We start from the raw sequence: 21,679 nt of genomic DNA, 5'->3' as shown, positions 1-21,679 counted from the left end.
TACCCTCAACGCCCACTACGAATCGTAGTAACTTTGCCATCTTCAATCACAACAGTGAAAGTTTTGCTGCCATCGACATAGCTTAGTTCACGGACCGAAACGTCTTTACCACCTACGTTTTTAATGTAGTCATAATGCGAAGTTGGTTGACCTGCAGCTGCAACAACTTCGCCATAGCTCTGACCTTTGCGAACTTGCTTACCGTTAATGCTTGCCCCAGCCAAATTTGCATTTGCTAATGTAAAAACAGACATCAAAGCAGCTGTAATTAATAATTTTTTCATGAATTTACCCAGTTATTTATATTTAACAGCTAAATCATAACGTGCTCAAATTCACATCACAATGTGAAAATTACTGTTCTTTCTCAAGACTCTTAATGAATTCACTGAACTTCTTATTGATAGCATTCTGTGCCCGGCTAGCGATCGCTAAGTTACGCATCTTTATACGCTCGGCTTTTTGAGCTGCTTTGAGATAGTGACGGAATGAACCGTAGCTCATTTGCATGATGCTTTCATGTGTATGGCCATTCGATGCAAGAAGCTGAAATACATCAAACCAACTGCTCTTTTTACGCGGATCCACGTCGTCCCGGTGTTTTGGTTTTGGTTCGGTAAAGAATGCGTCATTCACTTTGATCACAGCATCCAATAACAAGATATTGAGCGCACCATCTTTCTTGAATAGATCAATGACTTGTTCAGTGCTGTATTTCAAGCAATGGGCTATCAATTGCGTCGATTCAAATGGATGAGCATCAAAGATCTTTTGTGTGGTTCCATCTGGATGATTATTCAAAAATTCTTTAATGACCTGTGCTGCGCCTGACCACTCATCAAAGTTGTGCATCTGTAATTGGTGCACCGATAACTCACCTGCTTTGACAGGTCGATTTGAGGCCGTAAAAAAATCATGCATGATGAAATCTCAAAAAGTACAGGCACAAAAAAAGATGCCTATTGCATCCTATTTAAGTGCCTGTAGTGAGCTTATGTTGCTTTTGGAATTTGGGTGTAATAGCCGTATAAGCCAAGTGCACCATCTTTATCTTTGGTCAGATCACCCAAGGCATCACCGCTGATTTCGTATGAGCCAAATTCTTCATGAATCAGGCCAAAGCTTGCATCAGGCGTCTTCACTGTTCGATGCAGAGCTAAGAACACTTTGTCTTTGCTGATCTTATCAATGCCCTCAAAGAACAATGCATATTCAGCACCGAAATCAGATGCGATCGTAGTATGTGTCACGGCGCCAGTCGTGTACCCAATAACAACTTTCGGCAAATCATCAAGAAACTCGATAGTGCCATAAACCGCATCTAGCTTATATTTCGTTGATTCAATAGGTACTGGTGTTGATGCTCCATCAGTCACTGTTGGTACAGTCAAATTAAAACCATCAAGCTTAATCTTCTGTCCTTTGGTTACTGCACCTAAATCGTGGTCAGCTACGGTTTTCGTTGCCACTGCGACATTTTTACCTGACAGGATATATGCCAGGTTATCAGCATCAACCTGTTCGATTGTGCCGCTAAATGAAACTGCCGTGGTGTTGTATAACACTAAATCGGTCGTATCATCACCAGACATTGACTCGGTATGCTCAATCTTGTCAGCAGTGATTTCCAGCGTAAAGTCAGGAATGTTGCCCAGCTCTCGCATTGCCCCCACAACACCTTCAACTATTGGGGCAAGAGAGAATTTACCGCGTAATGAAATGTATTTCTTAGCCATTCGCAGGCACCTCTTTTGTTTTTGGTTTAGCTTCTGCTTTTACCTCAGGCTTGATTGCTTCAATCACTCCGTCTTCTAAAAGCTGTTTAATTTTTTCTTGTGGTAGATCACCCACAATTTGATCTTTCACCCACGGGCCAATCGGCTTTAGGGCTTTGTATTGCGTTTTCATAAGATTCCTAATTGTTAAACATTAAGCATTCAAACATCATAGGGAAATAAAAGTGACCAGTTTGCCCACCGCTACGCACAGGACTGTTAGTACGCTTAAAGACGTCAAATCCTGCAATTTCAGGATCAAAGCCACTCATGGTCTTTAAAACTTTTTGGATATGCGGAGCTGCTAATTCACGAATTGCATTGGTTTGCTGCAATTGTGATGAGGCTTCTCGAACACTTAATACAACCAACCATTGCTGATAAATCGTATTTGCTTTCCCTTGACCTGCATTCCCAGCAACCCGGTCATCAAAATAAATAACACTCAGAGCAACCTCTTCGTTGGTCATTCCAAGCATTTCTTCAATATTGAATGGCGTGTGGATTGTTTTGATTTCAGGGATGTTATCCTGAAGCGCTTTCACAATTGCTGGTTCAAGTGCAAAGTAATTTTCACTCATAGCTACACCACAAAAATGCCTGAGGTATACGAAGGCTTACCTTGATCACCTGCAGGTGGAGTTGGGAATACAAGTTTAGCTCGACCTGCAGACAAGTCCTTAAAGTAAGAAATTGCCTTGTTGTACCGGGCTTCAACTTCTTCAGTGGGCTTATCTTTGTACATCAAATAACGAGCCACATCGCACACTTTAGTTTTAAGTGAATCTGGAATACTGGGTAAGGGTAGATCGTAGCTAACTGACAAGTAGCTATCAGCCTCATTAGAGGCTGAAATAATTGCTGCTGTAGAAGCTTTTACCTGCTCAACCTGTTCATTGCTCTTGGTGATGTTGAACTCCAAACGTGAGATCTCCACCTCGCCAAAAGCATTTACTAGATCCGTTCGATCAACGTAGGTCATGATTAATCCTTCGATACAATGTAGGTTGTACCCTGACGCCATTGACCTGAATCAATGAGCGGCTTGCTACTACCTTTGCGTTTAATAGTCTTTGGACTCAGCGGTGCAAACTTACCGTTGACCATGTACTGCTGAATATCCGATTGTGCTTCCATACCTATGAACTGCCATAGACTACTGATATCCATCACGCCTTCCAGAATTGGTACCACGCTACGTTCAATCATGTTGCGGTACTTATCTTGGTTTTGCTCAATAGCGGGTGTAAGTGGATCACGTGCTGGAATATGATCAGTGCCGTAGATATGTATGGCAGCCAAATCTGCCATGGTGATGGTTCGCTTTCCACCACCTTTGCTGATGTGGTTTTTATTACCCAGCCAACCAACCTCAACATGGCCACCAATCTTTTCAGCATTTTTAATAAAACGATCTAAAGAACCATCGTCACTTACCTCAATGCTTGTCTTTATAGTGACCATGTGAACCACCTGTTATTAAGCAATATCTGCCTGAGCAAGTTTGGCTTCAAGCTGCTCCAATGTTTCATCTTCAGAAAACTCAACGCCTTTTTTCGTCAAGGCAGTACGTACTGCCTTTAACTGTTTGGCCAACTCTTTTGCGGCCGCTTCAGCGGTGATTTCTTCTGCTGTTTTTTCAGGTTTTGGCGCTTTCGCGCCTTCCACTTTAATTTCACCCAATGAAATCAGCGCACCAATGATTTTATGCTTCACAAGCTTGTCATGATCTTCCTGTGAAACTTCGGTTTCTACGCCTTTATCTAAAACAATGCGTGGCTTAGTTGGTAGTACCAGTGCAGCTGGATCGGAGGTTTTTAACGTATTGCTGTATGTATATTTTGGCATGTGATTAATTCCTTAAATGTCCAAATATTTCATTGAATCAATACGCTTTAACCAAACGCCTTGATATTTATAATGACCAGGGATCTTGATATCGACACCCACAGGTTGTGCTGCCAAGAACTGCACATCATCTGCAAGGAAGCGAATGCATGATGGATCACGGCGATAAATAATCGCACGGTCAGCACCAGCTAAGCCTTTACCGTCAAGTCGATCTGTTGAGCCCCATTCGAGCTTTTTACCTGCAATCGCAAAAACATTCTTTTCCTTTACAACCTCAAGGAAGGTTTTATCAGAAGTTGCTGAGCGGAAACGCCCTGCAAGAATGAGGAATTGAGCAGCTGGCAACAAGAATGTGTCTGGTGTTGCTGGATCATCAAACTGTGAAGCAGTAAGCGCTGGTGTAAGCACAGCGTTCACATCTTCAAGCACTTCATCAATTGTGGCTGTTGCCCAATCGTGCTGAGCTGCAATCACTGTTACACCGCTTTGGTTGTAAAACCCTTTCGCTTGACCTTCGCCCTCCCAAGCAACATCGCTTAAGTGCTTTTTAGATGCGAGTTGAGCGGCTTGCGCTTTATCTGAATCTAGTGGAATGCCTGCTTTAAGCGCGGTTTCAATTTCAAAGATTGAATACTGGTAACCAATCGTACCGCCAATAACCTCAAGCGATACCTTGTCATATTCAACCTCTGCCAAAGGAATATCAGTACCTGTACCAGCGTGTCGTTTACCTTTACCGATACCACGCTGGCGCTTTAGGACCTCCCCACCACCCACAACATTATTAGTTGGCTTGGTCGGGATGAATTTTTCATATTCCGAAGCTTCAGCAAGCTGAGCATCCGTTTCATTAATAGTTTCAACCTGAGTAAATAAGTTGACCAAATTTTGCATATTAAATGCATCGCCAACAAAGGCTTGAATTACACCAGCAACTGGCGATAAACGTGCTTGTAAATTTTTCATATTGTCTTATGCCCCGCGAAGACGAAGAATTGCTAAACCTTCAGCATTGGTCACGGTTTCCCATGATGCATTAGGAAATTCGGTACCATTCTGTCGCTGTGCTTGAAAGCGAACCTAAAGGTGAACCAGTGGTACCGTTTGCTGTTTTGACATATACCTTCGCAGTAATGTCTGTTACAGGAGCGTTAGGCTTAACCCAAATCGTTCCAATGGTTTTAATAGGTAAAATGTCACCTAATTGATAGGCTTCATTGCCAGCAGCATCTTTTCCAGATTTACCCACACCATTTTCGCATGACCACTCCGAAACGTGTAGGAGTTGCACCTGTAACTAATGCAACTGATTTACCATCAGTGGTACGAACAACCACATCACCATCAGAGATAACACCTGCACCAATCATTGGAATTGAGAGGGTTTCATTTGGCCCTGTTAAGTACGCCTCTTGACCTGGGCGTGAGGTAATTTTTTGAACCATATCAGGCTCCCTGTTTTAAGGTGAAAGTGGTTGTTGCCATTTTTCCAATTTTGGCTGTGTGTTTTTGTTTTCATCACCAACGTGTGTTGGCGTGGATGTTGGCTGGAACAATTGATTCGCGGGATTCATCGTGCCAGTAGTTGCTGCTAGTGCGCGAAAAGCAGTATCAATGCGATCAACTGCTGCATCTCCTACAGCAACACCACCAAGCACTGCGGTCACAAGCGCATCGCCCGCTTTCGCTTTAATCACTTCGCGCTTGATCTGCTCACACGTGCAACCATTCTGTTTTGATATTTGGATCTAACTTTTTAGCATCCTGAATCACTACTGCGCGATCAGCTGCCATTGCTTCCAATTTTTCAGGTGTTGCCTGATTGGCTTCGAGCTCTGGAATTTTTTCAGCCATCTGTTTGTTGGATGTGACCATTTGATCTGCAACCGCCTGCACTGCATCTAACTCAGTCGCAATTGAAAATTCCTGATCACCAATTTTTAATTTGGCTGCTTTTAGATTTGCCAATTGATCCTGCTCTTTCTTGAGCGCTGCCGCTAATGCTTCATTGTCTGCAACATCAAATGGAATACCATCAACGATGATTTTCATTGTTTTCTCCGGGTTTGGATTGTGATCGCCAACACGGCAATCACCACCGCATCGACCATAGTGAACAAGCGCAACATGGTTGACTTGTATGTTTTTAAATACGGCGTGATACGGCGTTCCATCAGGCGCCATACCTGTTTCAATAATCAGATCTGCTGCATATCCAAGCGATAGTTCAATCTTTTCGTTGGTCTGAATCTGCTCGATGGCATTCTTATCTTTGATAAGTAAATCACCTACCAAATAACCATCTTCCTCACGAACATTGGTTAGACCCCCAATGCTGTATCCTTGCCAAGTTGCAGCATTGACTTGATTACCAGGTGGATGTGAGTTAGTTGCATCCTTGCCTTCAGCACTGGCAATAGTGGCTTTACTAAAGAGCTCTTCTGCTGAGGTATATACCCCAAAAGCAAAACCCTCCTTGAAGCCTTCGATACCGCCAAATTCTTCAGGGTAGTAATTGCGAACCTGTGGTGCCTTGGCTAATTTCGCTCCAACACACAATAAAAAACCCTCTTGAGAGAGGGTTCGTGATGATTGCGATGGAGCAAAGTCTCCAATTTTTAAATGAAATAGTTTTTTCATAATTAAGCTGCCATTTGTAATTCCATAATCTCTTCTGGTGTTGGTGCGTTTGGATTAAACAGATGTGCAATATATGGAATCGCTACACATCGACAATTGATAGGAATACCAGGATGACCATCATCAGGTGCATTATTCCAAGCAAATAAATTATTATGCCGCGCGTAATGCAACGGACGCACACGCTCATCTCGACTACATGACCAGTAATAATGTGTAATCCCCATCTTCTGCTGTCGGATCTGCGTTAAACGACTGGTGATTTTACCCACCTGATCACGTGCAATCAGCGCAGCACGGCGTTCACTCTTGGTTCCGAGTGCCTTGATAGCCTCAACCATGCTTTCAGCACGTTGACCTGATTGCAGGCCATTTAAGACTATCTTTTCAACTTGATCTAATTGCTCGGATGGTAGTGATTTAATCAAAGCGACATTGGCAGCAATAGCTTCTGCAACTGCTTCAGCTAAATCCTCACTATTCATCAGGCTTGAAAGATCAATACCTGTTGAATTATAGATTATCAAAGCCAATTGCTTGTCTGTACTGGCCTTATTCTGCTCCACGACACGCCTAGCAATGTCCAATGCAACAGTATCGACTACACCATTCATTTTTGAGCGTAGCGCAGCCATAGCACTTAAAAAAATATCCAAGATGCCGTCCGACACTTGGATATTTTGGCTATCACTAATTCTTTGTTGCCTCAGTATTGGGACAATTGAATCGTTAATGCTTTTATGGCATTGGTTAGTGATTCCTAACAACTGGCTTAAATATTCAATTTCAATCTTCTTGGATCGAATGATTGGTTTTGCTTTAGCCTTACATCCCTTTTTCTTTTGAGCTGCTTGCGTGAGCAATGGACTAATCAGTTGGATCTTCATTCGTTAGCTCCAAAGCTTTGATATGCTCATCCGTCAGGAAGTCATACACCTTATCCTCGCGAAGCTGCTTAGCAACCTGTGCATCTGTGATAATTCCACGCTCTAAATAAGCCTCATCACGCTCCTTATTATTCTTCTCGATCTCAGATCGAGTTTTAGCATCCAATTGCCAAAGTGCGTTAAATAGAGTCTTCATACCTGATGGTGCTTGGCCATAAATATTTCGATAAAGCACCGGCATTAACAGATCCAGTAAAGGCTTTAACATCCAGTTCTGTTCGGTATTTACGCGGTCATAATAACTGCGTAAATCAAACTCACCTGAATTGTTTAGACCTGACGTAGTTTGCCCAAATAGAATCGTATATGGCATGTCAGCTGCGCCTGCGGTCTGCTGTGAGAATTCACGCATAAGGTCGGGCAACCCACCAAAAGTGTAAGACTTGGATTCATACTGTTCGTTTGCATCAATCACCAGCATGCCGTTTAAACTTTTCATTAATGCAGCAGCGCCGAAACGCTCCATAACGTCCTTGGCTCGGTTTTTTATGGCATCCATCAGACCAGGGAACTTAATCACATCAATTTTAGCTTCGTGCACCAAACTTGCTGCACCAGCATTCGTTGAAGCAAAGTTTCTTAGTGTGTAGTAAATCGGCAGTAGTGCAGATTCCTCTTCCTCACCGTTGGCTAATTTTATTAAGCGTGAAGAATGCACTTTGATCTTGCTATTGTTCCGTTGCTTATACTCATAATATTTCGGCTGGAATGGCTCACCTGCAGTTAATTCAAGTGGCAAGTATTCATAGGTCAGTGCACTTACCTCGCTATGCTTCAGTACAGTGATGAACTGCAATTGACCGCGACTCAAGAGGCTTAAATCTAAAGGTTGGTCTAAAGACTTACCATCCGCCATGCCAAGCAATAAATATGCTTTTCCATACTTACGCATCCAAATGAGCGCTTTGTATAGACGATCAATCAATTTGACCCGTGCCATTTCAGCCTGTAAAGCAAGGCTTTGATTTTCATCAATACCAGTGAAATACCATCCTGCTCGAAGCATATCTTGCACGGGGCGGTTGATAATCTTCTTAGCCAACCAATCTTGATAAACCGCTTCAATCTGGTCATCAGGTACACTAATTCTCTGAAATGTGCCGTGGCTTGCTTTGTCTCGACCTGTATTTAAGTTAGATACAAAATTGACATAAGCGCCATCGTTCACATCAACTTGAGTTGTTTGCTCTGTCAATTTGAATCTCCTAATCTAAAAGCGAGTAGTCAGCCGACGGTGCTTGACTCATGACTAACGCATCTGCCAAGTTTGGACTTGGAATGCCTCGTTTTTTCATATCGTCTTTACTTTCGACTTTAAATTTACCGTCCGCTGTTCGTTGCTGTTTGGGTGCCACAAGCTCATCAATAATTTTCTCCAAGTGAGGGCAATCAGCAGAAATACTAATCAACTCATCTGGACTGAATTTCTGACCGCGTTTTATTGCGTTATAGGTGTTCCTAAAGCGATCCGCCAAAAGCCACCAACTTTGCGCTTTTAAATTGGAAAACATATCTCGATTGCTTACTTGTGTGCGGTTGTACATCGCTTCAGGTTGCCACACGGCGCTGGATGCATTGAACTTGGAATATTTAAGGTGAAGCCTGCGACTATCATTTAATTCGCCAAACTTCGCACCTGCAGTGGCTCCAACGCCAATACAGTCATAAATAATATGAGATTGATTTTCCATGGCTTTATCATAAGTTTTAGTGCAACTTAATAGAATTTCATCCTCACCAGCTTTCCATTCTTCCGCATACAAAATCACTGAACCATAAGCCTCTACATTGGCACATTTATCATCACCACTATCCGCAACGTCAAAACCAAGCTTTCTTGTGCCTTGTGGCTCAAAACCTAATTGTTTGTGTGCATCAATGGATGCCATGACCCATGATCGCTTAATAATAACGTCATCATCATCTTCACGTGGTTGCCCTAAGTAGATGTGGTTGTAATTTTCCTCATCTTCAGCTTTTGCCGCAGCCGCCACACCAAGAGCTGTATTGGATAAAAATGGATTATCTGGATAATTGATTTTTCGCACTACGGTATTTGGTGGTGGATTAGTCACAAAACGACGATAAACAAAGTCAGTGGTTAATTTTGGGTTAAAGATAATCCAAAACTGAGAATGCTCCTTTCGGATCGTTGGCTCCAATACCTCCCACTGCTCCTTGGTGACGTTGTGTGCTTCTTCAAGCCAGCAAATATCAACCCCCTCAAGGGATTTAATCTCGTCAATATTTCGCCACAAGCCATAAAATAAAAATTCTGAGCCCGTGTGAATATTTTCAATCTTATTGTTTAACACCCTGAATCTATCCTTCAGGCCGAAACGCTCAATCTGCACCTTAAGCAACGAATACACAGACTCTTCAATCTTATTTTGAAACTGACGTGCACACAGGATGCGTAGCTTGTAGTTATCTGAAAGGAAAATTGAGAAGCCTGCAGCATCCCAAGACTTTGAGCTGAATCGCCCGCCATATAATACCTTGTTACGCGCTGGCTCCATCCAAAAGTCTTCAAGTACTGGATTCAGGGTTGCTTGTTTTTCGCCCATAGAAATGACCTAAACCTGATGGATATGAAACCTCATTTTTAACTGAGCTTTCAGTTTTATTGGTGTACTGATTCCCCATCTCCTTAGCTGCTTGTTCAGTCCACTTTGGAATAAATACAGGGTTATTGGGAAAATTATCTACCAACCCTTGTAGTAATTGCAGTCGATAACGCTTATTGGCAATCGGGATGGCCTCAAGCTCTTCATTAGCTTTACGGCGATATTCAAAGAATTTATCTCTTAGCTCTTGGCTTAGATCCTGTCCAGTTCTTTTTGTCGGGTCATACGCCTCACACTGCTGAGGGGTAACATCTAGATTAAATATCTCTTTTACTGTTTTAGATGCCCGCGTTGGTGATTCGAATTCGGCAAGCATCCTAACGATGAATAACTTCACCTTCTTGGTAATACGTGCCATTTCCACCATTCCATCCAAGTACATCCAAGAAGAATGGTAAAAAAATATCTAAACCACTCTCAAATAACAGGTTCCACACGCATGATGCACATCCGCTTTAGCAACCGTAGGTCTTTGGTTTGCCGCATCAACCATCTCTTGAACATCTTTGCCTGCACCATAGCGACGAACAACACCAGTAAACTCTTCAACATCATGCCCTTTAATTTCTAAATTAGGCTTTCCTGTTTCTCGGTTATAAGATGGTGTTCCCCACTGATCTTTCTTATGTGCAATGTGATAAAGCTCATGCTCAATCAAGGCACAAAAATCAATATCGTTAGCCTGTTGTGCATAGGTTGCATCAATTGTTATTAAATAATCAGGCATATCATTGAACCATTGATAAAATTGCTCTTCTTGTCGCTCTTTCTTCCAGCCACCCGCATTTATCATGATTTTTTCAGCCTGACCAACCACAATACGACCCTGTTTCCTAAAACCATCCCTAGCCCACATTACCGCTATTTGTGGATAGCGATACGCACCAAGATGTGCATGATCAGGGTTAAATAATTTATGTTCAGGATTTAGAAATATTGATTTTATCCACCGCCATAGTTCTGGAGATGGAGCAAAGTTCGGAGTGTCTAATGCAAATATCCACTCAGGTGGATATGGGCGTTGCTTAATAATAAAGCCAACTTCACTCATGTAGCGCCCCACGCAAATTACTTATTCGCTTTTTGAGCTTAATCATGATGCCATCAATCGCCAGCAACTCATTACGAGTCAAACCTGAACGGCTTAAGTTCTGGTACTTAGACAGCTCAGCACTACAGAACTCTAAGTCTTTTTTCGCTTGTACTTTATCTGTCATAACACAACCAAATAAGAAAAGAAAACCCAGCCAATAACTTATATTGAGCGGGGTTTCATGTGCCGTAATCCGTTCGGCGAATTTACTAGCCATATAGCACGCCCTCAAATTGAGGTTGTGCTATAAAGCCTAAAAATACACATCAACAATCGAAGCATTTTGAGCTTCTGAATTTTGGTGGGCCTGATCAGATTCGAACTGATTGTCTCCCCGTTATGAGCGGGACGCTTGTACCACTTAAGCTTAAGGCCCATTAAATAGGATGTGGTGATCTGCCACATCCTTGCCTATAGTTCGATATTAATCAGCTCGGCAACTGATCTACCGCTACTCACAATCACATCAACCTTACATGCACGGTCAACTTCACTTGCTTTCGTTCTCTTTAAGGTCGGGTTGCCAAGCCCTAGCTGGAATTGCCTAAAACATCTAGGCGTTTACTCAAGGCATGTTCTGCAAGCTGGCACACTCACAGGATATGATTGCCATATTTCAGGCAACAAAAAAGCCCGATCATTTGACCGAGCTTTGATGTATGTAAATCTGGGTGGCGGCATTAAAATTTAAACCACTACGAATAAAGTTAAGCCGCCATTGGGTGCCTTGATATTGCTTTCACAGAACATTTCTCAAGGCATTAAAAAAGCCAATCAAATGATTAGGCTTAGATACTCGTCTTTCCGAATCGTCAACTAACAAACAACATTATGAGTCTACATAATGTATGTGAATAAGCCTTCTCTTTCCTACTCACGGTTAAAACATGCTCAATACTTTCAGTTTAGTCAAGAAAAAACTCAGTGACTTGAACTAGCTGCATATATGAATGAGTACCATTAAGACTGAGTTTTTTATTGATCTTTATCCATAGAGTGCGGCGTTGTGGTTTTATCCTGCTCACTAGTATCAGTATCTCTTTTTTGGCACGCGCTTAACGCTAGCATTAGAACCAAACTCACTACTGCAATAATTTTCATAATTTTGCCTAGCTTTAGTTAAAAATATAACTTATCAAAGTCTACTGATTTGAATGTTTAAATTGTGAAACAATGGCTTTCGCAAAATTTTGTATGAATGTTTATCTATTTAATATTTTATGTGCCCAATTTATGAATTTATCCTTTTCATGAAAATTCGGGACATTCAATAAATTAATAAATGAAACTTCACCAAAATTTCCTGATATTTTGTTTGGTGCCAAAATTACAAATTCAACCCTATCCCCTATATGTAACTCCCTAAAGAACTCTGTAACCTTGAAATGGAGATTCAGGGCTGTAAATCCCTCTCTTTCTAGTAAAAAGTCGTAAATTTGGCTAAGCACATGTAAATCAAATTTCTTGTTCATTGTATTCCTATTCTCATATTTATTTTAATATTCGGTATAATTTAGCTTAATTTATTTTTTTGATAAAGATAATTTTTACAACCGTATCAAGGATAGCCAGAACTAGATTTTCGTTTGCGTTTAGCAAATATGATTTCTACTCGACGCGTAACTTCCCACAACTTAAGTTCCGTATCACGCCAAAAATGGAAAACTTGACCATTTATGATATAAATCTGTTTAATATAATTTGTTGATTTTTTCTTGTTAAATTCTTTTGCATTAAAGCGTGCTTTATCAAGCACTACGACCTTTCCATCTAAATCACCACCAATACAGATATTCATTTTGTGCTACCTGCGCAAAGCGACAGTTTAACTATACCACAAGCAAAAAAAGCCCATCTAATTTGATGAGCTTTTACTGTAAAAGTGAATTTCTATATGTGCGTCCACTATACCTGAAATATGCCATACCCCGTGCGCACACTCAAGTGGTTTTTTCAAAAGTTTCAAATACAAAATGTGAGTGTCTGCTTTTGATATAAGCGAGACCACATTTTAAATCTTGGCGAATTTGGTTTACGGATGTGTCGTTACTCGTAGCAATATCACGCAATGAATTACCCAACACATGATGAGACCAAATTGATGAGATCCACTCCTGAAGAATTACATCTTCTAGAAGTTGAATATCAAGAAAGAGTCTTTGAATTGCACGTGCTTCATTACAATCTAATTGACAGCATGTTCCTTTACGGCGCACGCACAGGCGATCTCTAAGAGACTCGTCTGACATATACATTGCAAGCAGACGTTCACGTTGTTGCTGCGTTATTCTTTTTGTTGGCATGGTTTTAACAACCATCACCATGGTCTCATTGTCGCCATTTATCCAAGCTCCAAGCTGACGACACCATTCTTCAAAACTATATTTCGACCAATCTGTTATTTGCATAATTGTCAGTGCTGCCGTCATCCCAAATCCCCTACCATCTTCTCTATTTGCTCAATCGCTTTGCCGCTTTTCACTTGCTCGGTGCTAAACCGTATTACCTGATAACCCATCATTGTTGCTGCGTTGTATTTCTCTAAGTCTGCTATGTAGCCTTTTCCCCTTGTATGCCTACCATTGGTCCAGATCCCACCTTCCACTTCGACTAATATCTTTTTGCCCATTAAATGAAAATCAGCTCTCCACTTTCGTGTAGGGTGAAATTTAAACTCCTGCTCAAAATCAATCTTTAAAGCTCTCAGTGCAGTGGCCAATATCACCTCACCCTCACTCTGTACCTTTTCTCCTTTAACCTTTGGGCGCTTAGATCCTCTTTTGGATTTATTCGCACCGATCATCTTTTTGTATTCAGCAATGGAGTAGCTGCTAGTCACCCCTTCACCTCAAACAACTGTTTAGCTTTTTCCGTTAAAAAGAATCGTGATTCATTCTGCAAAACCTGCATCTTTCCGTTTGATATACCCTGCTTGCTCCAAACCCTTCAGGTATCGCTGTGCTGTTCTTAAACTTAGGTCGCTTAATACTGTTTTGCGAAGCTCAGATACCGTCGCTATAGGCGTTGTTTCAATTGCCTTGAGTGCATGGATCACACGTTCAAATATTGCAACCTGATTCACTGGAGTGCTTAATTGCTTCATGCCGCACCTGCCTTACCAACCATAAAACTTGGTGGCGTCGGTAACGATTGTTCTGTTGGTCTCCACATGTGTAAGCAATACTGGTGATTGTTCACATAGTCGCTTTTAGGTGGGTGATACTGAATTACGCAGTCATCTTCACTCCAAAATAAGGACTTGATGAAACACATCTCTTCCCAAGTTGGGCAACGTGTTGGAAGTGAAACACTGACATGCTCCCAACCCATCTGATCACTTGCAATGACAGTGAAAACACATTTTTTGGTCTTCACCCAAAATGCACCATTATTGCCAAAGCTCTCATTACTACCCAGTAGACCAGCAGTTATTCTGAATTTTTCTGGAACTTGAAGACTCACACTCCACCTCCAACACGTTCATCTGCCCAATTACACTCAACCACATCCAATCCATCATGCTGAAAACGAGACCAAAGGCGATCACCTAGGTCTTGTTCTAACTCCTGTGCTGTCATGTTTGAAATCAACATGGTTGGTTTGCCAGCGTCATAACGTGAATAAAGAACTTTGTGCACCAGCTGGAGACGGTTTTCATGACGGTCATGCAATCCATATTCATCAAGGATCAATAGATCGTATTCAGTGAAGCGATAAACAGCGTTTACCTCACTGTCATCAGCTTTGGTCCATGCATTCGCAATTTCATTGGCCATGTCTTCAGAAGTCACATAGCGGGCATACTTTTGGGTTTCAAGAATGTTTCGAGCCACGGCGCAAGCTAAGTGCGTTTTCCCAGTTCCGGTGCGACCAATCATGATCAAATTGCGTTTAATCCCCTTCGTGAAATCTTTCACAATTGCGACGCATTGAGTTTTTGCATTTTGCTGACCACTATTCGCAACCAAGTATTCTTTGAACCCACTGTTCGCATGACGGCTTGGAAGTTTTGCACCTTGGAAGTGTTTTTCACGAACCATGGCATTCACGGCGTTGTGATGTTCTGCTTGAGCTTTGTTAAGTGCTTCTGTTGAGCATTGCTTGCAGAACGATTTACCTCGGAAAGAAACCATTTGTGCCTGGTGCAGATGGCAGAACTCTGTTGATTGCTGAATATCAAAACTAAGCGGTGCGATTGCGTTCATAGGAGCCCCCTTGTATCCACGTCACCTGTTGCTGGTTCATAGTCCTGAACTTCACCCCAAGGATCATTCACGTTTCGGTTGTTTGGTTTTTCAGAAGATTGTTTACGTGTCGGTTTTTTTGCTTCGCGTTCAGCTTTGGTCAGATGTTTCTCAAATTCCTGCACCAACCAAGCAGCGAACTTTCTGGTTTTTTGGTTTTCAGTAAGATAGATTTTGTTTTCCCAGTGCGCATTGAAACTACCCAAGTGAAATTGGAAATCAGGCATGGTTAAAATTTCGTTTACGCGATGACTGAATTTTGTTTGAAGTAAAATTGTGCTTAGGAAATTTTGATCAGGTTTCCATGAATCATCCTGAGTTGAATTTTCAGGCGATTCCTGTTGTGTGTTTATATCTGTAGTAGTCTCTGTAGTAGTCTCTGTATTTGTCCCCTTTTTGAAATGGGGAGGGTCTACCTTTTCAAATGGGGAGCCTCCCCCTTTTGAAAGTGGGAGGGTGGTCATTTCAAAAAGCACAGGGGTAATGAGCTCAATAAACAAAACATTGTTGTATTTCTGATTGTTAGCTTCGATTGTGCGAAAATGACGTTTTAGCACTCCATACCTCTCAAGACGATCAAAAGCCTCTTTGACTTGCTGTTTTGAGAAGCCATATTGATCAGCAAAACTTTGGTAAGAACGTTGCAAAAGATCAGATTTAAACTTCTTTTTTACGCGCACAACTTGACCAGAATATTCATCACGCACCACTGTTGGACGATGCCAATAAACGATTTCTGAAAGCACAACGATCGCGTTTAAATCGGGTTTTCCGCTCTCCAAAACGAATGTACTAAACCAACTGGTCGGCAAGATATTGCCTTCAAGATGAACACTACCAACCTGATCTACAACCTCATGGCCAGTGCTGAATAAACTCATTTAGCACACTCCAATTTGACTAAGCCGCGCTTTTCCAACTGACGAATAATTCGAGGTTCGACAAATTCGTTGTTGATCTTGTATCGCGCACGTGACTTTTCCTTCACCTGAACAAGTTGGGTGCCTTCCTGCATTTGGCGACGTATCGCTATGGCTTGCCCCCCCATTTGAGTTGTGTGCTCAAGAATGAAATATGCTTCCTGAGCCTCAATAGCTTTGTTCATGACTGACAAAGGCATAGCGGCAAGCTCTTTGGGTGTGTAGATCTTCACTGGGTCTAGTAAAGGGATAATCACCTCGATAGGTGCTGGAGCTTGAACATCTTTCTGCCCACGTTTAGCTGAATATCTCATTGAGCATCCCCCTCTGGCATTTCATAAATAAAACTGCCATGCATTAAAATCTTATTGGCTCTGCGCAAGCTCGCGACAATTTCACCAGCTTGATACACAGAAATTCGGTGTTCATTCACCAGGGTTTCGATGAGCTCATTTCTCAGCACTGCAGCATTCTTTTCATCACCTTTGATCTTGCGTAGGTTTCCTTTACGCTCATCTAGCAGTCGATCCAACGTGCGCAATGCTGGCTCGTACCATGATTGTGTCCATTGAACCTGCTTATGCTCAGGTTTCTTTTGAATAGCCTTGTTGGTAATCATGGAACCTCCGCTAAGGCTTGTTCAGCTTTTGTTAAACGGCGTTTGGCTTGCAGTTCAGCTACCGAAGCTGGGCGAATAAATTTTGTTCCACTAGTCCATTTCATATTCTGGTCATCGACCATATCCACCCAGTCACCCAAGAAATCACCATTAACATTGGTTACGGTAAATATAAAATTAGTAGCGTTGTGATCTATGATTACAACCGTGTCGCCTGCAAGAAAATCAGAACTACTTTCGAGTGGCATGGTTTTCACATACGCATCATCAGGAGCCACCCCTAACTCAAACTCTCGTTTTTCTACTTGAGCCACTAAACAGGGATTGCACCGATCTTCCTTAAAATTGCTGCACTTGTTAGCGCATGGGTGTTGTGATAAATTTAAGTTGTTCATTAGTTTCCCTAGAAAAGTTGGTGGACACGAAAGCCCAATACGCACACGTTGGGCTTTTTTAATGCTTGTTTGCTGTGATAGAATTCGCATGTTCAATTCGATTCTCCATCAGTGAACAAATAAAAGTCTGGGCGTTAAAACCTGGGCTTTTTTTTGCCTAATTTATGTGCTAGATTCAAATACATATCCGACTCCGCATGGTTGGATATCTTTAAAAGCCTGACGTAAAACTCAGGCTTTTTTTTTGACTACTGCCTGTGTTACATTCGAAAACATGTTCAATTCCACTAGAATGTTTTTGAACTAAAAGTCTGATTCCCCTGAGTCAGGCTTTTTCTTTTTGTGCATTTGCTGTGTACTTCTGCATTTGCTTACTCTGTACACGACAAATTTCACAGAACCCTTATCCTATCAGGCTTCTGCCTTCTTAAAATTGCCAAAATTTCCTTAAACTCTTCTTTTTTCCCAAAACCAATTAAACGCTGAATCGCCATTTGAACATAGTCTAAACCATAGCGAAATAAACTCATTGAGAGTCGTCCATGCTTCTTTATTTTTATCGCTTTTTTTTGATCATGTTGCCATTCACCCGTTAAGTAACACCAACAGAAGCTTATAGCTAACACCGCAATCAATTTTTTCACTCGTCTAGGGTCTGTCAAGCGCGTATTTTCAAGATTAAACCCGCGTCCTTTGAGACAACTGAATAAGGTTTCAATTTCCCAGCGTAATGCATAATCCTGAATAGCATTGGCATTAAACTGAGGAGAAACGACGAGTAAAAGCTCTCCATTTTCTAACTGTAGTGCACTTATATATAGTTTCACCCGACCAACCAAAATCCGTCGTTTACGACATTCAATTTGACCAACTTTAAGATGGCGAAATAAATCACTAATTTTATGATTCTTTCCTAAATGATTGGTGACAATGAAGTTTTTTTAACACGAATGCAGAAGTTGATGTCTTGTTCAATTAACCATGTAAACCACTGCTCACCGATAAACTCTCTGTCTGCGAACACATTCACAATACGGTCTTTACCAAAAATGGAGATAAAGCGTTGAATCAAAGCAATGCGCTCTTTCGTATCTGAATTTCCACGTTTATTAAGCAATGTCCAAAGGATAGGTATCGCTATTCCACGATAAACGATCGCGAGCATCAGGATATTAATATTTCGTTTTCCCCATTTCCAATTGGTTCTATCTAAAGTCAGTTGCACTTTGTCGAATGAAAATATATTGAAAATCAACCGAGAAATTTGACGATAATCGAAATACTGACCTGCAAAGAAGCGCTGCATACGTCGATAAAATGATTGTGGTAAGCACTTGATGGGCAAGGCTTTAGATGCAGAAGAAAGATTACATGTTTGCTTTAAAATAATCACAAGCATGATGAGCGCAAAGCACTTTAAATGTGACTTGTTCCATTTTAGATATTTGTTTAAGATAAGATATAACTCATTGAGATGTGTCATAGTATTCGTCGTTAGAAAACAATTATTGTGACATTATTTCAATGAGTTATCTATTTTTGTCGTGTACAGAGATTTGCTTAAGTGCTGCCTGATCCACGGCGGTACTCAATTCGATCAAGCCTTGGGTAATTTGGTGGATCTCTTCATATTCCGCAGGTGTAATTACCCCATCTTCATAAGCCTCATACACAACTCGGTTTGCTTTCCCGCTTTTAATGTTGTGCTGCATCATTGCTTCAAAGATTGATAGCTCATGATGTTTGCTTGAGTCGCAATCCACTGGCACAAGTGCATAACCCATCTGATGCGCCCACACCTTTAAAATTTCAGGGTTCTGCGTGTACATCATGATGGTTTCAAGCTTTTTTAAGCTCGGTAAGTGGTTTGGCATTCCTACGTTGCCGTAGTTGCAAATCGTGTTATGTGAATCACCAGTGACCTGAGCAATTTCCTTTGGTGAAATCCCCTGCGTCTGGTTAATCATTTTAAAAATTGCTGTTTGTGCTTCACGGCTTAGTGTTATTTCTTGCATTTGTGAAATCCTTGATTTGTTTCACGTTTGTTTGGTTGAGCTATTGAGGGATAATTTATTAAGCAACATTTCGATTAAGAGGTTTCTTTCCCTTTGCTAAGTCTCGAATTTGGTATTCACGAGCTAATGGGATCTTCTCAGCAGGCCATTGACTGACGGCGTTGTGTGAAATGCCAAGCTTTTCAGCCAATTGAGTAACTGAGCAATTAAGCAATTGCAAAGCATCTGACTTAGTCATTTAGGTTACCCTGTAAGTAATTTAACTTACCTAATTAAACTACATAAAACTTACCTCGTCAATTGGTAAGATAACTTACAAATATTTGGTTGTATTGATATGGAAACTCTTGGTAGCCGCCTTAAAGCATTAAGAAGACAAAGAAATCTTACTCAACAGAAAATTGCTGATGCGCTTGGTGTCTCTAAAACCTCTGTGATCTATTGGGAAAAAGATGAAAATGTACCCAAACACGAAAGCTTAATTGCATTAGCCAGAACCCTAGGCACAACAACTGAATGGCTTTTGAGTGGAGTGGGAGTTCCAGAAAAGAGCAATGCTGATATAGCCAAGATGGAAGTTGGTATTTATCAAGCTGGTGATCCCGTTCCTGATGGGTATGTGGCTATTGATTATTATGATGATGTGTTTGTTAGTGCGGGAAATGGGTACTTAAATTTAGAAAAGCCAAGCAACAATAAGATGCTTTTCCCTGTTGATTTAATTAAAGAGTGCAATGTTCAACCATCTGCAACCAAAGTGATTCACGTTCGCGGGGAAAGCATGTTTCCTAAATTAAAAGATGGGCAAGCCATATCAATTGATATGTCCGCTAGAACCATTTACGACGGAGAAATTTATGCTTTTCAGGTTGGGGATGATACAAAAATTAAATACTTGTTTAATTGGAGTGATGAAGGTAAGGGTGGCTTCAAGGCTGTTTCAGCAAACCCTGATAAAAATCAATTTCCTGACGAGTACTACTCCCCTAGCAAAATAGAATCTGAAGGTATAACTATATTAGGGCAGTATTGGTGGAAACAGGTTGTAAAGCGAGTTCGACGCTAGGCTAGCGTAAGACCGCTTTCCATGGTAACGATAATTCTAAAAAAGGAAACCACAATGATCGCAACACTCAATAAATCTAAAACTGCGCTAACCATTAATCGTCAAGAATTTAAACTGGCGTTAGAAAAAATTGGTGCAGGAATTGACAAACAAATAGCCTCGTTCAAAAAAGCCAAACAAAGCTACGACCCTGCCGAAATAGCAAGTGAGGTTATAGGTGAAGTAAATATATTTGAAGCGATTATTGAGGGTTTTAACGAAGCAGAAAGCACAAATCTAAAACTAGCTGATATAACCAACCTCGAGGCTGCACAAGGTTGGGTGGATGACTTTTTAGGAAAATATTCTAAACCCCAAGCATGACTTGAAATTAATAAGATGAATAAATTTGATTACATGAAACTAGGGTTACTCTTTGTTGTGGTGACCCTTTGCTGGGCTTCTATGATTTTTTAAACCGCGAACCCGACACACCAAGAGGAAGTTAAGAAGATGGTTTTTGATAAAAATTTTAACCTCGAGCCGCCTGATGTCTACTTTGAACTTCCTGAGTTAGATGAATTGGATTTAACACTAGCTGAGATACGAGAACTTAGTGACGACGATCTTCTTAAACTCTTAACTGGTGAGTCTTATGAGGGCATGATTCACCCTGCTCTAATGCAGGTAATTAGTCATGAGCTAACCTCCAGACAGGTTATGGAAGCAAGCAGGCCCCACTGGACAGTAACACCAACGTTTATTGTTGGGTGTATCGCATCACTACTAGCTGCTATTTCAATCCTAGTTACTATATATTTTTCAGTATTTTATAAGGCAGAAAATAATAATAAACATACAGATCAAAGTTACGCTATTGAAAAAAATAGAAGCCCAAAGTAGACGCTTAACGATTAATGATTCGTTTCTATTCATAAAATACCTTTACTGCGAACCCGACGCAGTCCTTAAGAACAGATCGGGTGGAGAGAAATATGGCTACAATCGAAGAAAAGCGCTTAGCTATAGAAATGGCTGATAAAATTATACAAACACGACTTTCCCATTCTACAAATAATATAAGGAATAACTCTCGTTCTGGTGAAATTGAGTATTGGAAAGAGGTTTATGTTGAGTGCTTGAAAATAATTTCCACTGACAGTTAATCACTAATTTTGGATAGTTTTTCAACCAAATCTTCATAGGCTTCTTTTGTAAGTTTTTTTTGGTGAAAAACAAAGGATTCAGCAATTTCTATATATTCTTGTATTAGAACAGGATCACGCATTCCTGATGCAATATAAGCTTTGTATAGGTCTGCTCTAAATTCTTCATTAGTCATTTTAAAAAACTCCATCCAACCCACCCCAGCGGTGGGTTTTCTTTTGTCTATTAAAACATAAAAAGTAAGTTTTAAAATAAAAAATGGTAATCTAAATTACTTTTATATTGACATTAAAAGTAAGTTAGCTTACCTTTTATCTCACAAACAATAAAAAGCCCTGACA

35 protein-coding genes, 1 tRNA gene and 2 pseudogenes are annotated in these 21,679 nt (G+C 40.9%); 4 read left to right on the top strand and 34 right to left on the bottom strand.

Annotated elements, in window-relative coordinates; translation table 11 throughout:
• Window positions 1-5: 5 nt before the first annotated feature.
• From ACZ8ZH_RS06820 to ACZ8ZH_RS06660, 33 genes and pseudogenes are all read right to left on the bottom strand, one after another.
• The gene (locus tag ACZ8ZH_RS06820) at window positions 6-284 is read right to left on the bottom strand and encodes a DUF2845 domain-containing protein (RefSeq protein ID WP_119062851.1); all 279 of its coding nucleotides are present in this window, start codon (window positions 282-284) and stop codon (window positions 6-8) included.
• A gap of 70 nt (window positions 285-354) precedes the next feature.
• The gene (locus ACZ8ZH_RS06815) at window positions 355-921 is read right to left on the bottom strand and encodes a hypothetical protein (protein ID WP_119062852.1); all 567 of its coding nucleotides are present in this window, start codon (window positions 919-921) and stop codon (window positions 355-357) included.
• A 71-nt stretch (window positions 922-992) separates the two neighbouring features.
• A complete protein-coding gene (locus ACZ8ZH_RS06810; protein ID WP_119062853.1) occupies window positions 993-1,736 on the bottom strand; it encodes a phage tail tube protein in 744 nt (247 codons plus the stop codon).
• The gene (locus ACZ8ZH_RS06805) at window positions 1,729-1,908 is read right to left on the bottom strand and encodes a hypothetical protein (RefSeq protein WP_119062854.1); all 180 of its coding nucleotides are present in this window, start codon (window positions 1,906-1,908) and stop codon (window positions 1,729-1,731) included. Before ACZ8ZH_RS06805 ends, ACZ8ZH_RS06810 begins: the two co-directional genes overlap by 8 nt.
• A gap of 7 nt (window positions 1,909-1,915) precedes the next feature.
• Window positions 1,916-2,356 carry a phage tail terminator protein gene (locus tag ACZ8ZH_RS06800; RefSeq protein ID WP_119062855.1) on the bottom strand — a complete coding sequence of 147 codons (441 nt, stop codon included), beginning with the start codon at window positions 2,354-2,356 and terminating at the stop codon, window positions 1,916-1,918.
• A gap of 2 nt (window positions 2,357-2,358) precedes the next feature.
• The gene (locus ACZ8ZH_RS06795) at window positions 2,359-2,757 is read right to left on the bottom strand and encodes a DUF1320 domain-containing protein (protein ID WP_162900233.1); all 399 of its coding nucleotides are present in this window, start codon (window positions 2,755-2,757) and stop codon (window positions 2,359-2,361) included.
• Window positions 2,758-2,759: 2 nt separating this feature from the next.
• The gene (locus ACZ8ZH_RS06790) at window positions 2,760-3,239 is read right to left on the bottom strand and encodes a hypothetical protein (protein WP_119062857.1); all 480 of its coding nucleotides are present in this window, start codon (window positions 3,237-3,239) and stop codon (window positions 2,760-2,762) included.
• Window positions 3,240-3,254: 15 nt separating this feature from the next.
• A complete protein-coding gene (locus tag ACZ8ZH_RS06785) occupies window positions 3,255-3,623 on the bottom strand; it encodes a hypothetical protein (protein WP_213069979.1) in 369 nt (122 codons plus the stop codon).
• A gap of 12 nt (window positions 3,624-3,635) precedes the next feature.
• Complete coding sequence (locus tag ACZ8ZH_RS06780) at window positions 3,636-4,592, bottom strand: DUF2184 domain-containing protein (protein ID WP_119062858.1); 957 nt, start codon at window positions 4,590-4,592, stop codon at window positions 3,636-3,638.
• Window positions 4,593-4,598: 6 nt separating this feature from the next.
• Window positions 4,599-5,071, bottom strand: a pseudogene (locus ACZ8ZH_RS06775) (structural cement protein Gp24).
• A gap of 15 nt (window positions 5,072-5,086) precedes the next feature.
• Window positions 5,087-6,266: pseudogene (locus tag ACZ8ZH_RS06770) on the bottom strand (DUF2213 domain-containing protein).
• 2 nt (window positions 6,267-6,268) lie between these two features.
• The gene (locus ACZ8ZH_RS06765; RefSeq protein WP_119062861.1) at window positions 6,269-7,153 is read right to left on the bottom strand and encodes a phage minor head protein; all 885 of its coding nucleotides are present in this window, start codon (window positions 7,151-7,153) and stop codon (window positions 6,269-6,271) included.
• A complete protein-coding gene (locus ACZ8ZH_RS06760) occupies window positions 7,134-8,408 on the bottom strand; it encodes a DUF1073 domain-containing protein (protein ID WP_119062862.1) in 1,275 nt (424 codons plus the stop codon). Before ACZ8ZH_RS06760 ends, ACZ8ZH_RS06765 begins: the two co-directional genes overlap by 20 nt.
• A 10-nt stretch (window positions 8,409-8,418) precedes the next feature.
• The gene (locus tag ACZ8ZH_RS06755; RefSeq protein ID WP_470247886.1) at window positions 8,419-9,780 is read right to left on the bottom strand and encodes a PBSX family phage terminase large subunit; all 1,362 of its coding nucleotides are present in this window, start codon (window positions 9,778-9,780) and stop codon (window positions 8,419-8,421) included.
• Window positions 9,743-10,198 carry a DUF2280 domain-containing protein gene (locus ACZ8ZH_RS06750; protein WP_119063197.1) on the bottom strand — a complete coding sequence of 152 codons (456 nt, stop codon included), beginning with the start codon at window positions 10,196-10,198 and terminating at the stop codon, window positions 9,743-9,745. Before ACZ8ZH_RS06750 ends, ACZ8ZH_RS06755 begins: the two co-directional genes overlap by 38 nt.
• Window positions 10,199-10,246: 48 nt before the next feature.
• On the bottom strand, window positions 10,247-10,891 hold the full coding sequence (locus ACZ8ZH_RS06745; protein WP_119062864.1) for a putative metallopeptidase: 645 nt from the start codon (window positions 10,889-10,891) through the stop codon (window positions 10,247-10,249).
• The gene (locus ACZ8ZH_RS06740) at window positions 10,884-11,150 is read right to left on the bottom strand and encodes a hypothetical protein (RefSeq protein ID WP_119062865.1); all 267 of its coding nucleotides are present in this window, start codon (window positions 11,148-11,150) and stop codon (window positions 10,884-10,886) included. Before ACZ8ZH_RS06740 ends, ACZ8ZH_RS06745 begins: the two co-directional genes overlap by 8 nt.
• Before the next feature lie 82 nt (window positions 11,151-11,232).
• Window positions 11,233-11,309, bottom strand: a tRNA-Ile gene (locus tag ACZ8ZH_RS06735).
• A 599-nt stretch (window positions 11,310-11,908) separates the two neighbouring features.
• A complete protein-coding gene (locus ACZ8ZH_RS06730; protein WP_228199364.1) occupies window positions 11,909-12,034 on the bottom strand; it encodes a hypothetical protein in 126 nt (41 codons plus the stop codon).
• A gap of 101 nt (window positions 12,035-12,135) precedes the next feature.
• Window positions 12,136-12,405, bottom strand: a complete 270-nt coding sequence (locus ACZ8ZH_RS06725) for a hypothetical protein (RefSeq protein WP_119062866.1) — start codon at window positions 12,403-12,405, stop codon at window positions 12,136-12,138.
• An 86-nt stretch (window positions 12,406-12,491) separates the two neighbouring features.
• Window positions 12,492-12,731 carry a hypothetical protein gene (locus ACZ8ZH_RS06720; protein ID WP_119062867.1) on the bottom strand — a complete coding sequence of 80 codons (240 nt, stop codon included), beginning with the start codon at window positions 12,729-12,731 and terminating at the stop codon, window positions 12,492-12,494.
• 142 nt (window positions 12,732-12,873) lie between these two features.
• A complete protein-coding gene (locus tag ACZ8ZH_RS06715; protein WP_119062868.1) occupies window positions 12,874-13,362 on the bottom strand; it encodes a hypothetical protein in 489 nt (162 codons plus the stop codon).
• Window positions 13,359-13,736, bottom strand: coding sequence for a DUF559 domain-containing protein (locus ACZ8ZH_RS06710; protein ID WP_119063198.1), 378 nt, complete (start codon window positions 13,734-13,736; stop codon window positions 13,359-13,361). Before ACZ8ZH_RS06710 ends, ACZ8ZH_RS06715 begins: the two co-directional genes overlap by 4 nt.
• Window positions 13,737-13,823: 87 nt before the next feature.
• On the bottom strand, window positions 13,824-14,036 hold the full coding sequence (locus ACZ8ZH_RS06705) for a winged helix-turn-helix domain-containing protein (RefSeq protein WP_470247885.1): 213 nt from the start codon (window positions 14,034-14,036) through the stop codon (window positions 13,824-13,826).
• Window positions 14,033-14,395: a DUF7694 domain-containing protein gene (locus ACZ8ZH_RS06700; RefSeq protein WP_119062870.1), complete on the bottom strand. Its 363-nt coding sequence runs from the start codon at window positions 14,393-14,395 to the stop codon at window positions 14,033-14,035. Before ACZ8ZH_RS06700 ends, ACZ8ZH_RS06705 begins: the two co-directional genes overlap by 4 nt.
• Complete coding sequence (locus ACZ8ZH_RS06695; protein WP_119062871.1) at window positions 14,392-15,138, bottom strand: ATP-binding protein; 747 nt, start codon at window positions 15,136-15,138, stop codon at window positions 14,392-14,394. The genes ACZ8ZH_RS06700 and ACZ8ZH_RS06695 overlap by 4 nt, the downstream gene beginning before the upstream one ends.
• Window positions 15,135-16,058, bottom strand: a complete 924-nt coding sequence (locus ACZ8ZH_RS06690; RefSeq protein WP_119062872.1) for a hypothetical protein — start codon at window positions 16,056-16,058, stop codon at window positions 15,135-15,137. The genes ACZ8ZH_RS06695 and ACZ8ZH_RS06690 overlap by 4 nt, the downstream gene beginning before the upstream one ends.
• Window positions 16,055-16,411 (bottom strand): hypothetical protein, encoded by a 357-nt coding sequence (locus tag ACZ8ZH_RS06685; RefSeq protein ID WP_470247884.1) that lies wholly within the window; start codon window positions 16,409-16,411, stop codon window positions 16,055-16,057. The genes ACZ8ZH_RS06690 and ACZ8ZH_RS06685 overlap by 4 nt, the downstream gene beginning before the upstream one ends.
• The gene (locus ACZ8ZH_RS06680; RefSeq protein ID WP_119062874.1) at window positions 16,408-16,716 is read right to left on the bottom strand and encodes a hypothetical protein; all 309 of its coding nucleotides are present in this window, start codon (window positions 16,714-16,716) and stop codon (window positions 16,408-16,410) included. Before ACZ8ZH_RS06680 ends, ACZ8ZH_RS06685 begins: the two co-directional genes overlap by 4 nt.
• Entirely contained in the window at window positions 16,713-17,030 is a 318-nt protein-coding gene (locus ACZ8ZH_RS06675; protein WP_228199366.1) for a hypothetical protein, read from the bottom strand. The genes ACZ8ZH_RS06680 and ACZ8ZH_RS06675 overlap by 4 nt, the downstream gene beginning before the upstream one ends.
• A gap of 473 nt (window positions 17,031-17,503) precedes the next feature.
• Window positions 17,504-18,594, bottom strand: a protein-coding gene (locus ACZ8ZH_RS06670) for an IS4-like element ISAba1 family transposase (RefSeq protein WP_470247662.1) whose coding sequence is annotated in 2 segments (ribosomal slippage) — window positions 17,504-18,054 and window positions 18,054-18,594 — 1,092 coding nt in all. Because the reading frame shifts where the segments join, the coding sequence is not laid out codon by codon here.
• Window positions 18,595-18,640: 46 nt separating this feature from the next.
• A complete protein-coding gene (locus tag ACZ8ZH_RS06665) occupies window positions 18,641-19,126 on the bottom strand; it encodes a phage regulatory CII family protein (RefSeq protein WP_470247883.1) in 486 nt (161 codons plus the stop codon).
• Window positions 19,127-19,184: 58 nt separating this feature from the next.
• A complete protein-coding gene (locus tag ACZ8ZH_RS06660; protein WP_119062876.1) occupies window positions 19,185-19,364 on the bottom strand; it encodes a Cro/CI family transcriptional regulator in 180 nt (59 codons plus the stop codon).
• Window positions 19,365-19,463: 99 nt separating this feature from the next.
• Here ACZ8ZH_RS06660 and ACZ8ZH_RS06655 point away from each other — a divergent pair, with 99 nt between their 5' ends.
• The 4 genes from ACZ8ZH_RS06655 (at window position 19,464) to ACZ8ZH_RS06640 (ending at window position 21,337) form a co-directional block, all read left to right on the top strand.
• Complete coding sequence (locus tag ACZ8ZH_RS06655; protein WP_119062877.1) at window positions 19,464-20,192, top strand: XRE family transcriptional regulator; 729 nt, start codon at window positions 19,464-19,466, stop codon at window positions 20,190-20,192.
• 54 nt (window positions 20,193-20,246) lie between these two features.
• A complete protein-coding gene (locus ACZ8ZH_RS06650; protein ID WP_119062878.1) occupies window positions 20,247-20,555 on the top strand; it encodes a hypothetical protein in 309 nt (102 codons plus the stop codon).
• 129 nt (window positions 20,556-20,684) lie between these two features.
• On the top strand, window positions 20,685-21,074 hold the full coding sequence (locus ACZ8ZH_RS06645; RefSeq protein WP_119062879.1) for a hypothetical protein: 390 nt from the start codon (window positions 20,685-20,687) through the stop codon (window positions 21,072-21,074).
• A 92-nt stretch (window positions 21,075-21,166) separates the two neighbouring features.
• A complete protein-coding gene (locus ACZ8ZH_RS06640; protein ID WP_162900234.1) occupies window positions 21,167-21,337 on the top strand; it encodes a hypothetical protein in 171 nt (56 codons plus the stop codon).
• Here ACZ8ZH_RS06640 and ACZ8ZH_RS06635 read toward each other — a convergent pair.
• Window positions 21,334-21,513, bottom strand: coding sequence for a hypothetical protein (locus ACZ8ZH_RS06635; RefSeq protein ID WP_119062880.1), 180 nt, complete (start codon window positions 21,511-21,513; stop codon window positions 21,334-21,336). The two genes, ACZ8ZH_RS06640 and ACZ8ZH_RS06635, sit on opposite strands and share 4 nt — an antisense overlap.
• Between the last annotated feature and the right edge of the window lie 166 nt (window positions 21,514-21,679).

Source organism: Acinetobacter sp. SW-226, from assembly GCF_055632855.1.
Note: the sequence above shows the minus strand (reverse complement) of the source record. Positions and strands in the feature narration are given on the sequence as shown.

Excerpts from the sequence above, each read along its gene's own strand:
- ACZ8ZH_RS06765 (WP_119062861.1), bottom strand. The coding sequence starts at position 7,153 with ATGAAGATCCAACTGATTAGTCCATTGCTCACGCAAGCAGCTCAAAAG.
- ACZ8ZH_RS06795 (WP_162900233.1), bottom strand. The coding sequence starts at position 2,757 with ATGACCTACGTTGATCGAACGGATCTAGTAAATGCTTTTGGCGAGGTG.
- ACZ8ZH_RS06705 (WP_470247885.1), bottom strand. The coding sequence starts at position 14,036 with ATGAAGCAATTAAGCACTCCAGTGAATCAGGTTGCAATATTTGAACGT.
- ACZ8ZH_RS06725 (WP_119062866.1), bottom strand. The coding sequence starts at position 12,405 with ATGAACAAGAAATTTGATTTACATGTGCTTAGCCAAATTTACGACTTT.
- ACZ8ZH_RS06740 (WP_119062865.1), bottom strand. The coding sequence starts at position 11,150 with ATGGCTAGTAAATTCGCCGAACGGATTACGGCACATGAAACCCCGCTC.
- ACZ8ZH_RS06665 (WP_470247883.1), bottom strand. The coding sequence starts at position 19,126 with ATGCAAGAAATAACACTAAGCCGTGAAGCACAAACAGCAATTTTTAAA.
- ACZ8ZH_RS06645 (WP_119062879.1), top strand. The coding sequence starts at position 20,685 with ATGGTTTTTGATAAAAATTTTAACCTCGAGCCGCCTGATGTCTACTTT.
- ACZ8ZH_RS06720 (WP_119062867.1), bottom strand. The coding sequence starts at position 12,731 with ATGAATATCTGTATTGGTGGTGATTTAGATGGAAAGGTCGTAGTGCTT.
- ACZ8ZH_RS06785 (WP_213069979.1), bottom strand. The coding sequence starts at position 3,623 with ATGCCAAAATATACATACAGCAATACGTTAAAAACCTCCGATCCAGCT.
- ACZ8ZH_RS06680 (WP_119062874.1), bottom strand. The coding sequence starts at position 16,716 with ATGATTACCAACAAGGCTATTCAAAAGAAACCTGAGCATAAGCAGGTT.
- ACZ8ZH_RS06815 (WP_119062852.1), bottom strand. The coding sequence starts at position 921 with ATGCATGATTTTTTTACGGCCTCAAATCGACCTGTCAAAGCAGGTGAG.
- ACZ8ZH_RS06655 (WP_119062877.1), top strand. The coding sequence starts at position 19,464 with ATGGAAACTCTTGGTAGCCGCCTTAAAGCATTAAGAAGACAAAGAAAT.
- ACZ8ZH_RS06660 (WP_119062876.1), bottom strand. The coding sequence starts at position 19,364 with ATGACTAAGTCAGATGCTTTGCAATTGCTTAATTGCTCAGTTACTCAA.
- ACZ8ZH_RS06635 (WP_119062880.1), bottom strand. The coding sequence starts at position 21,513 with ATGACTAATGAAGAATTTAGAGCAGACCTATACAAAGCTTATATTGCA.
- ACZ8ZH_RS06745 (WP_119062864.1), bottom strand. The coding sequence starts at position 10,891 with ATGAGTGAAGTTGGCTTTATTATTAAGCAACGCCCATATCCACCTGAG.
- ACZ8ZH_RS06780 (WP_119062858.1), bottom strand. The coding sequence starts at position 4,592 with ATGAAAAATTTACAAGCACGTTTATCGCCAGTTGCTGGTGTAATTCAA.
- ACZ8ZH_RS06685 (WP_470247884.1), bottom strand. The coding sequence starts at position 16,411 with ATGAGATATTCAGCTAAACGTGGGCAGAAAGATGTTCAAGCTCCAGCA.
- ACZ8ZH_RS06690 (WP_119062872.1), bottom strand. The coding sequence starts at position 16,058 with ATGAGTTTATTCAGCACTGGCCATGAGGTTGTAGATCAGGTTGGTAGT.
- ACZ8ZH_RS06640 (WP_162900234.1), top strand. The coding sequence starts at position 21,167 with ATGGCTACAATCGAAGAAAAGCGCTTAGCTATAGAAATGGCTGATAAA.
- ACZ8ZH_RS06810 (WP_119062853.1), bottom strand. The coding sequence starts at position 1,736 with ATGGCTAAGAAATACATTTCATTACGCGGTAAATTCTCTCTTGCCCCA.
- ACZ8ZH_RS06755 (WP_470247886.1), bottom strand. The coding sequence starts at position 9,780 with ATGGGCGAAAAACAAGCAACCCTGAATCCAGTACTTGAAGACTTTTGG.
- ACZ8ZH_RS06650 (WP_119062878.1), top strand. The coding sequence starts at position 20,247 with ATGATCGCAACACTCAATAAATCTAAAACTGCGCTAACCATTAATCGT.
- ACZ8ZH_RS06715 (WP_119062868.1), bottom strand. The coding sequence starts at position 13,362 with ATGACGGCAGCACTGACAATTATGCAAATAACAGATTGGTCGAAATAT.
- ACZ8ZH_RS06750 (WP_119063197.1), bottom strand. The coding sequence starts at position 10,198 with ATGGCACGTATTACCAAGAAGGTGAAGTTATTCATCGTTAGGATGCTT.
- ACZ8ZH_RS06730 (WP_228199364.1), bottom strand. The coding sequence starts at position 12,034 with ATGAAAATTATTGCAGTAGTGAGTTTGGTTCTAATGCTAGCGTTAAGC.
- ACZ8ZH_RS06695 (WP_119062871.1), bottom strand. The coding sequence starts at position 15,138 with ATGAACGCAATCGCACCGCTTAGTTTTGATATTCAGCAATCAACAGAG.
- ACZ8ZH_RS06820 (WP_119062851.1), bottom strand. The coding sequence starts at position 284 with ATGAAAAAATTATTAATTACAGCTGCTTTGATGTCTGTTTTTACATTA.
- ACZ8ZH_RS06710 (WP_119063198.1), bottom strand. The coding sequence starts at position 13,736 with ATGATCGGTGCGAATAAATCCAAAAGAGGATCTAAGCGCCCAAAGGTT.
- ACZ8ZH_RS06805 (WP_119062854.1), bottom strand. The coding sequence starts at position 1,908 with ATGAAAACGCAATACAAAGCCCTAAAGCCGATTGGCCCGTGGGTGAAA.
- ACZ8ZH_RS06800 (WP_119062855.1), bottom strand. The coding sequence starts at position 2,356 with ATGAGTGAAAATTACTTTGCACTTGAACCAGCAATTGTGAAAGCGCTT.
- ACZ8ZH_RS06790 (WP_119062857.1), bottom strand. The coding sequence starts at position 3,239 with ATGGTCACTATAAAGACAAGCATTGAGGTAAGTGACGATGGTTCTTTA.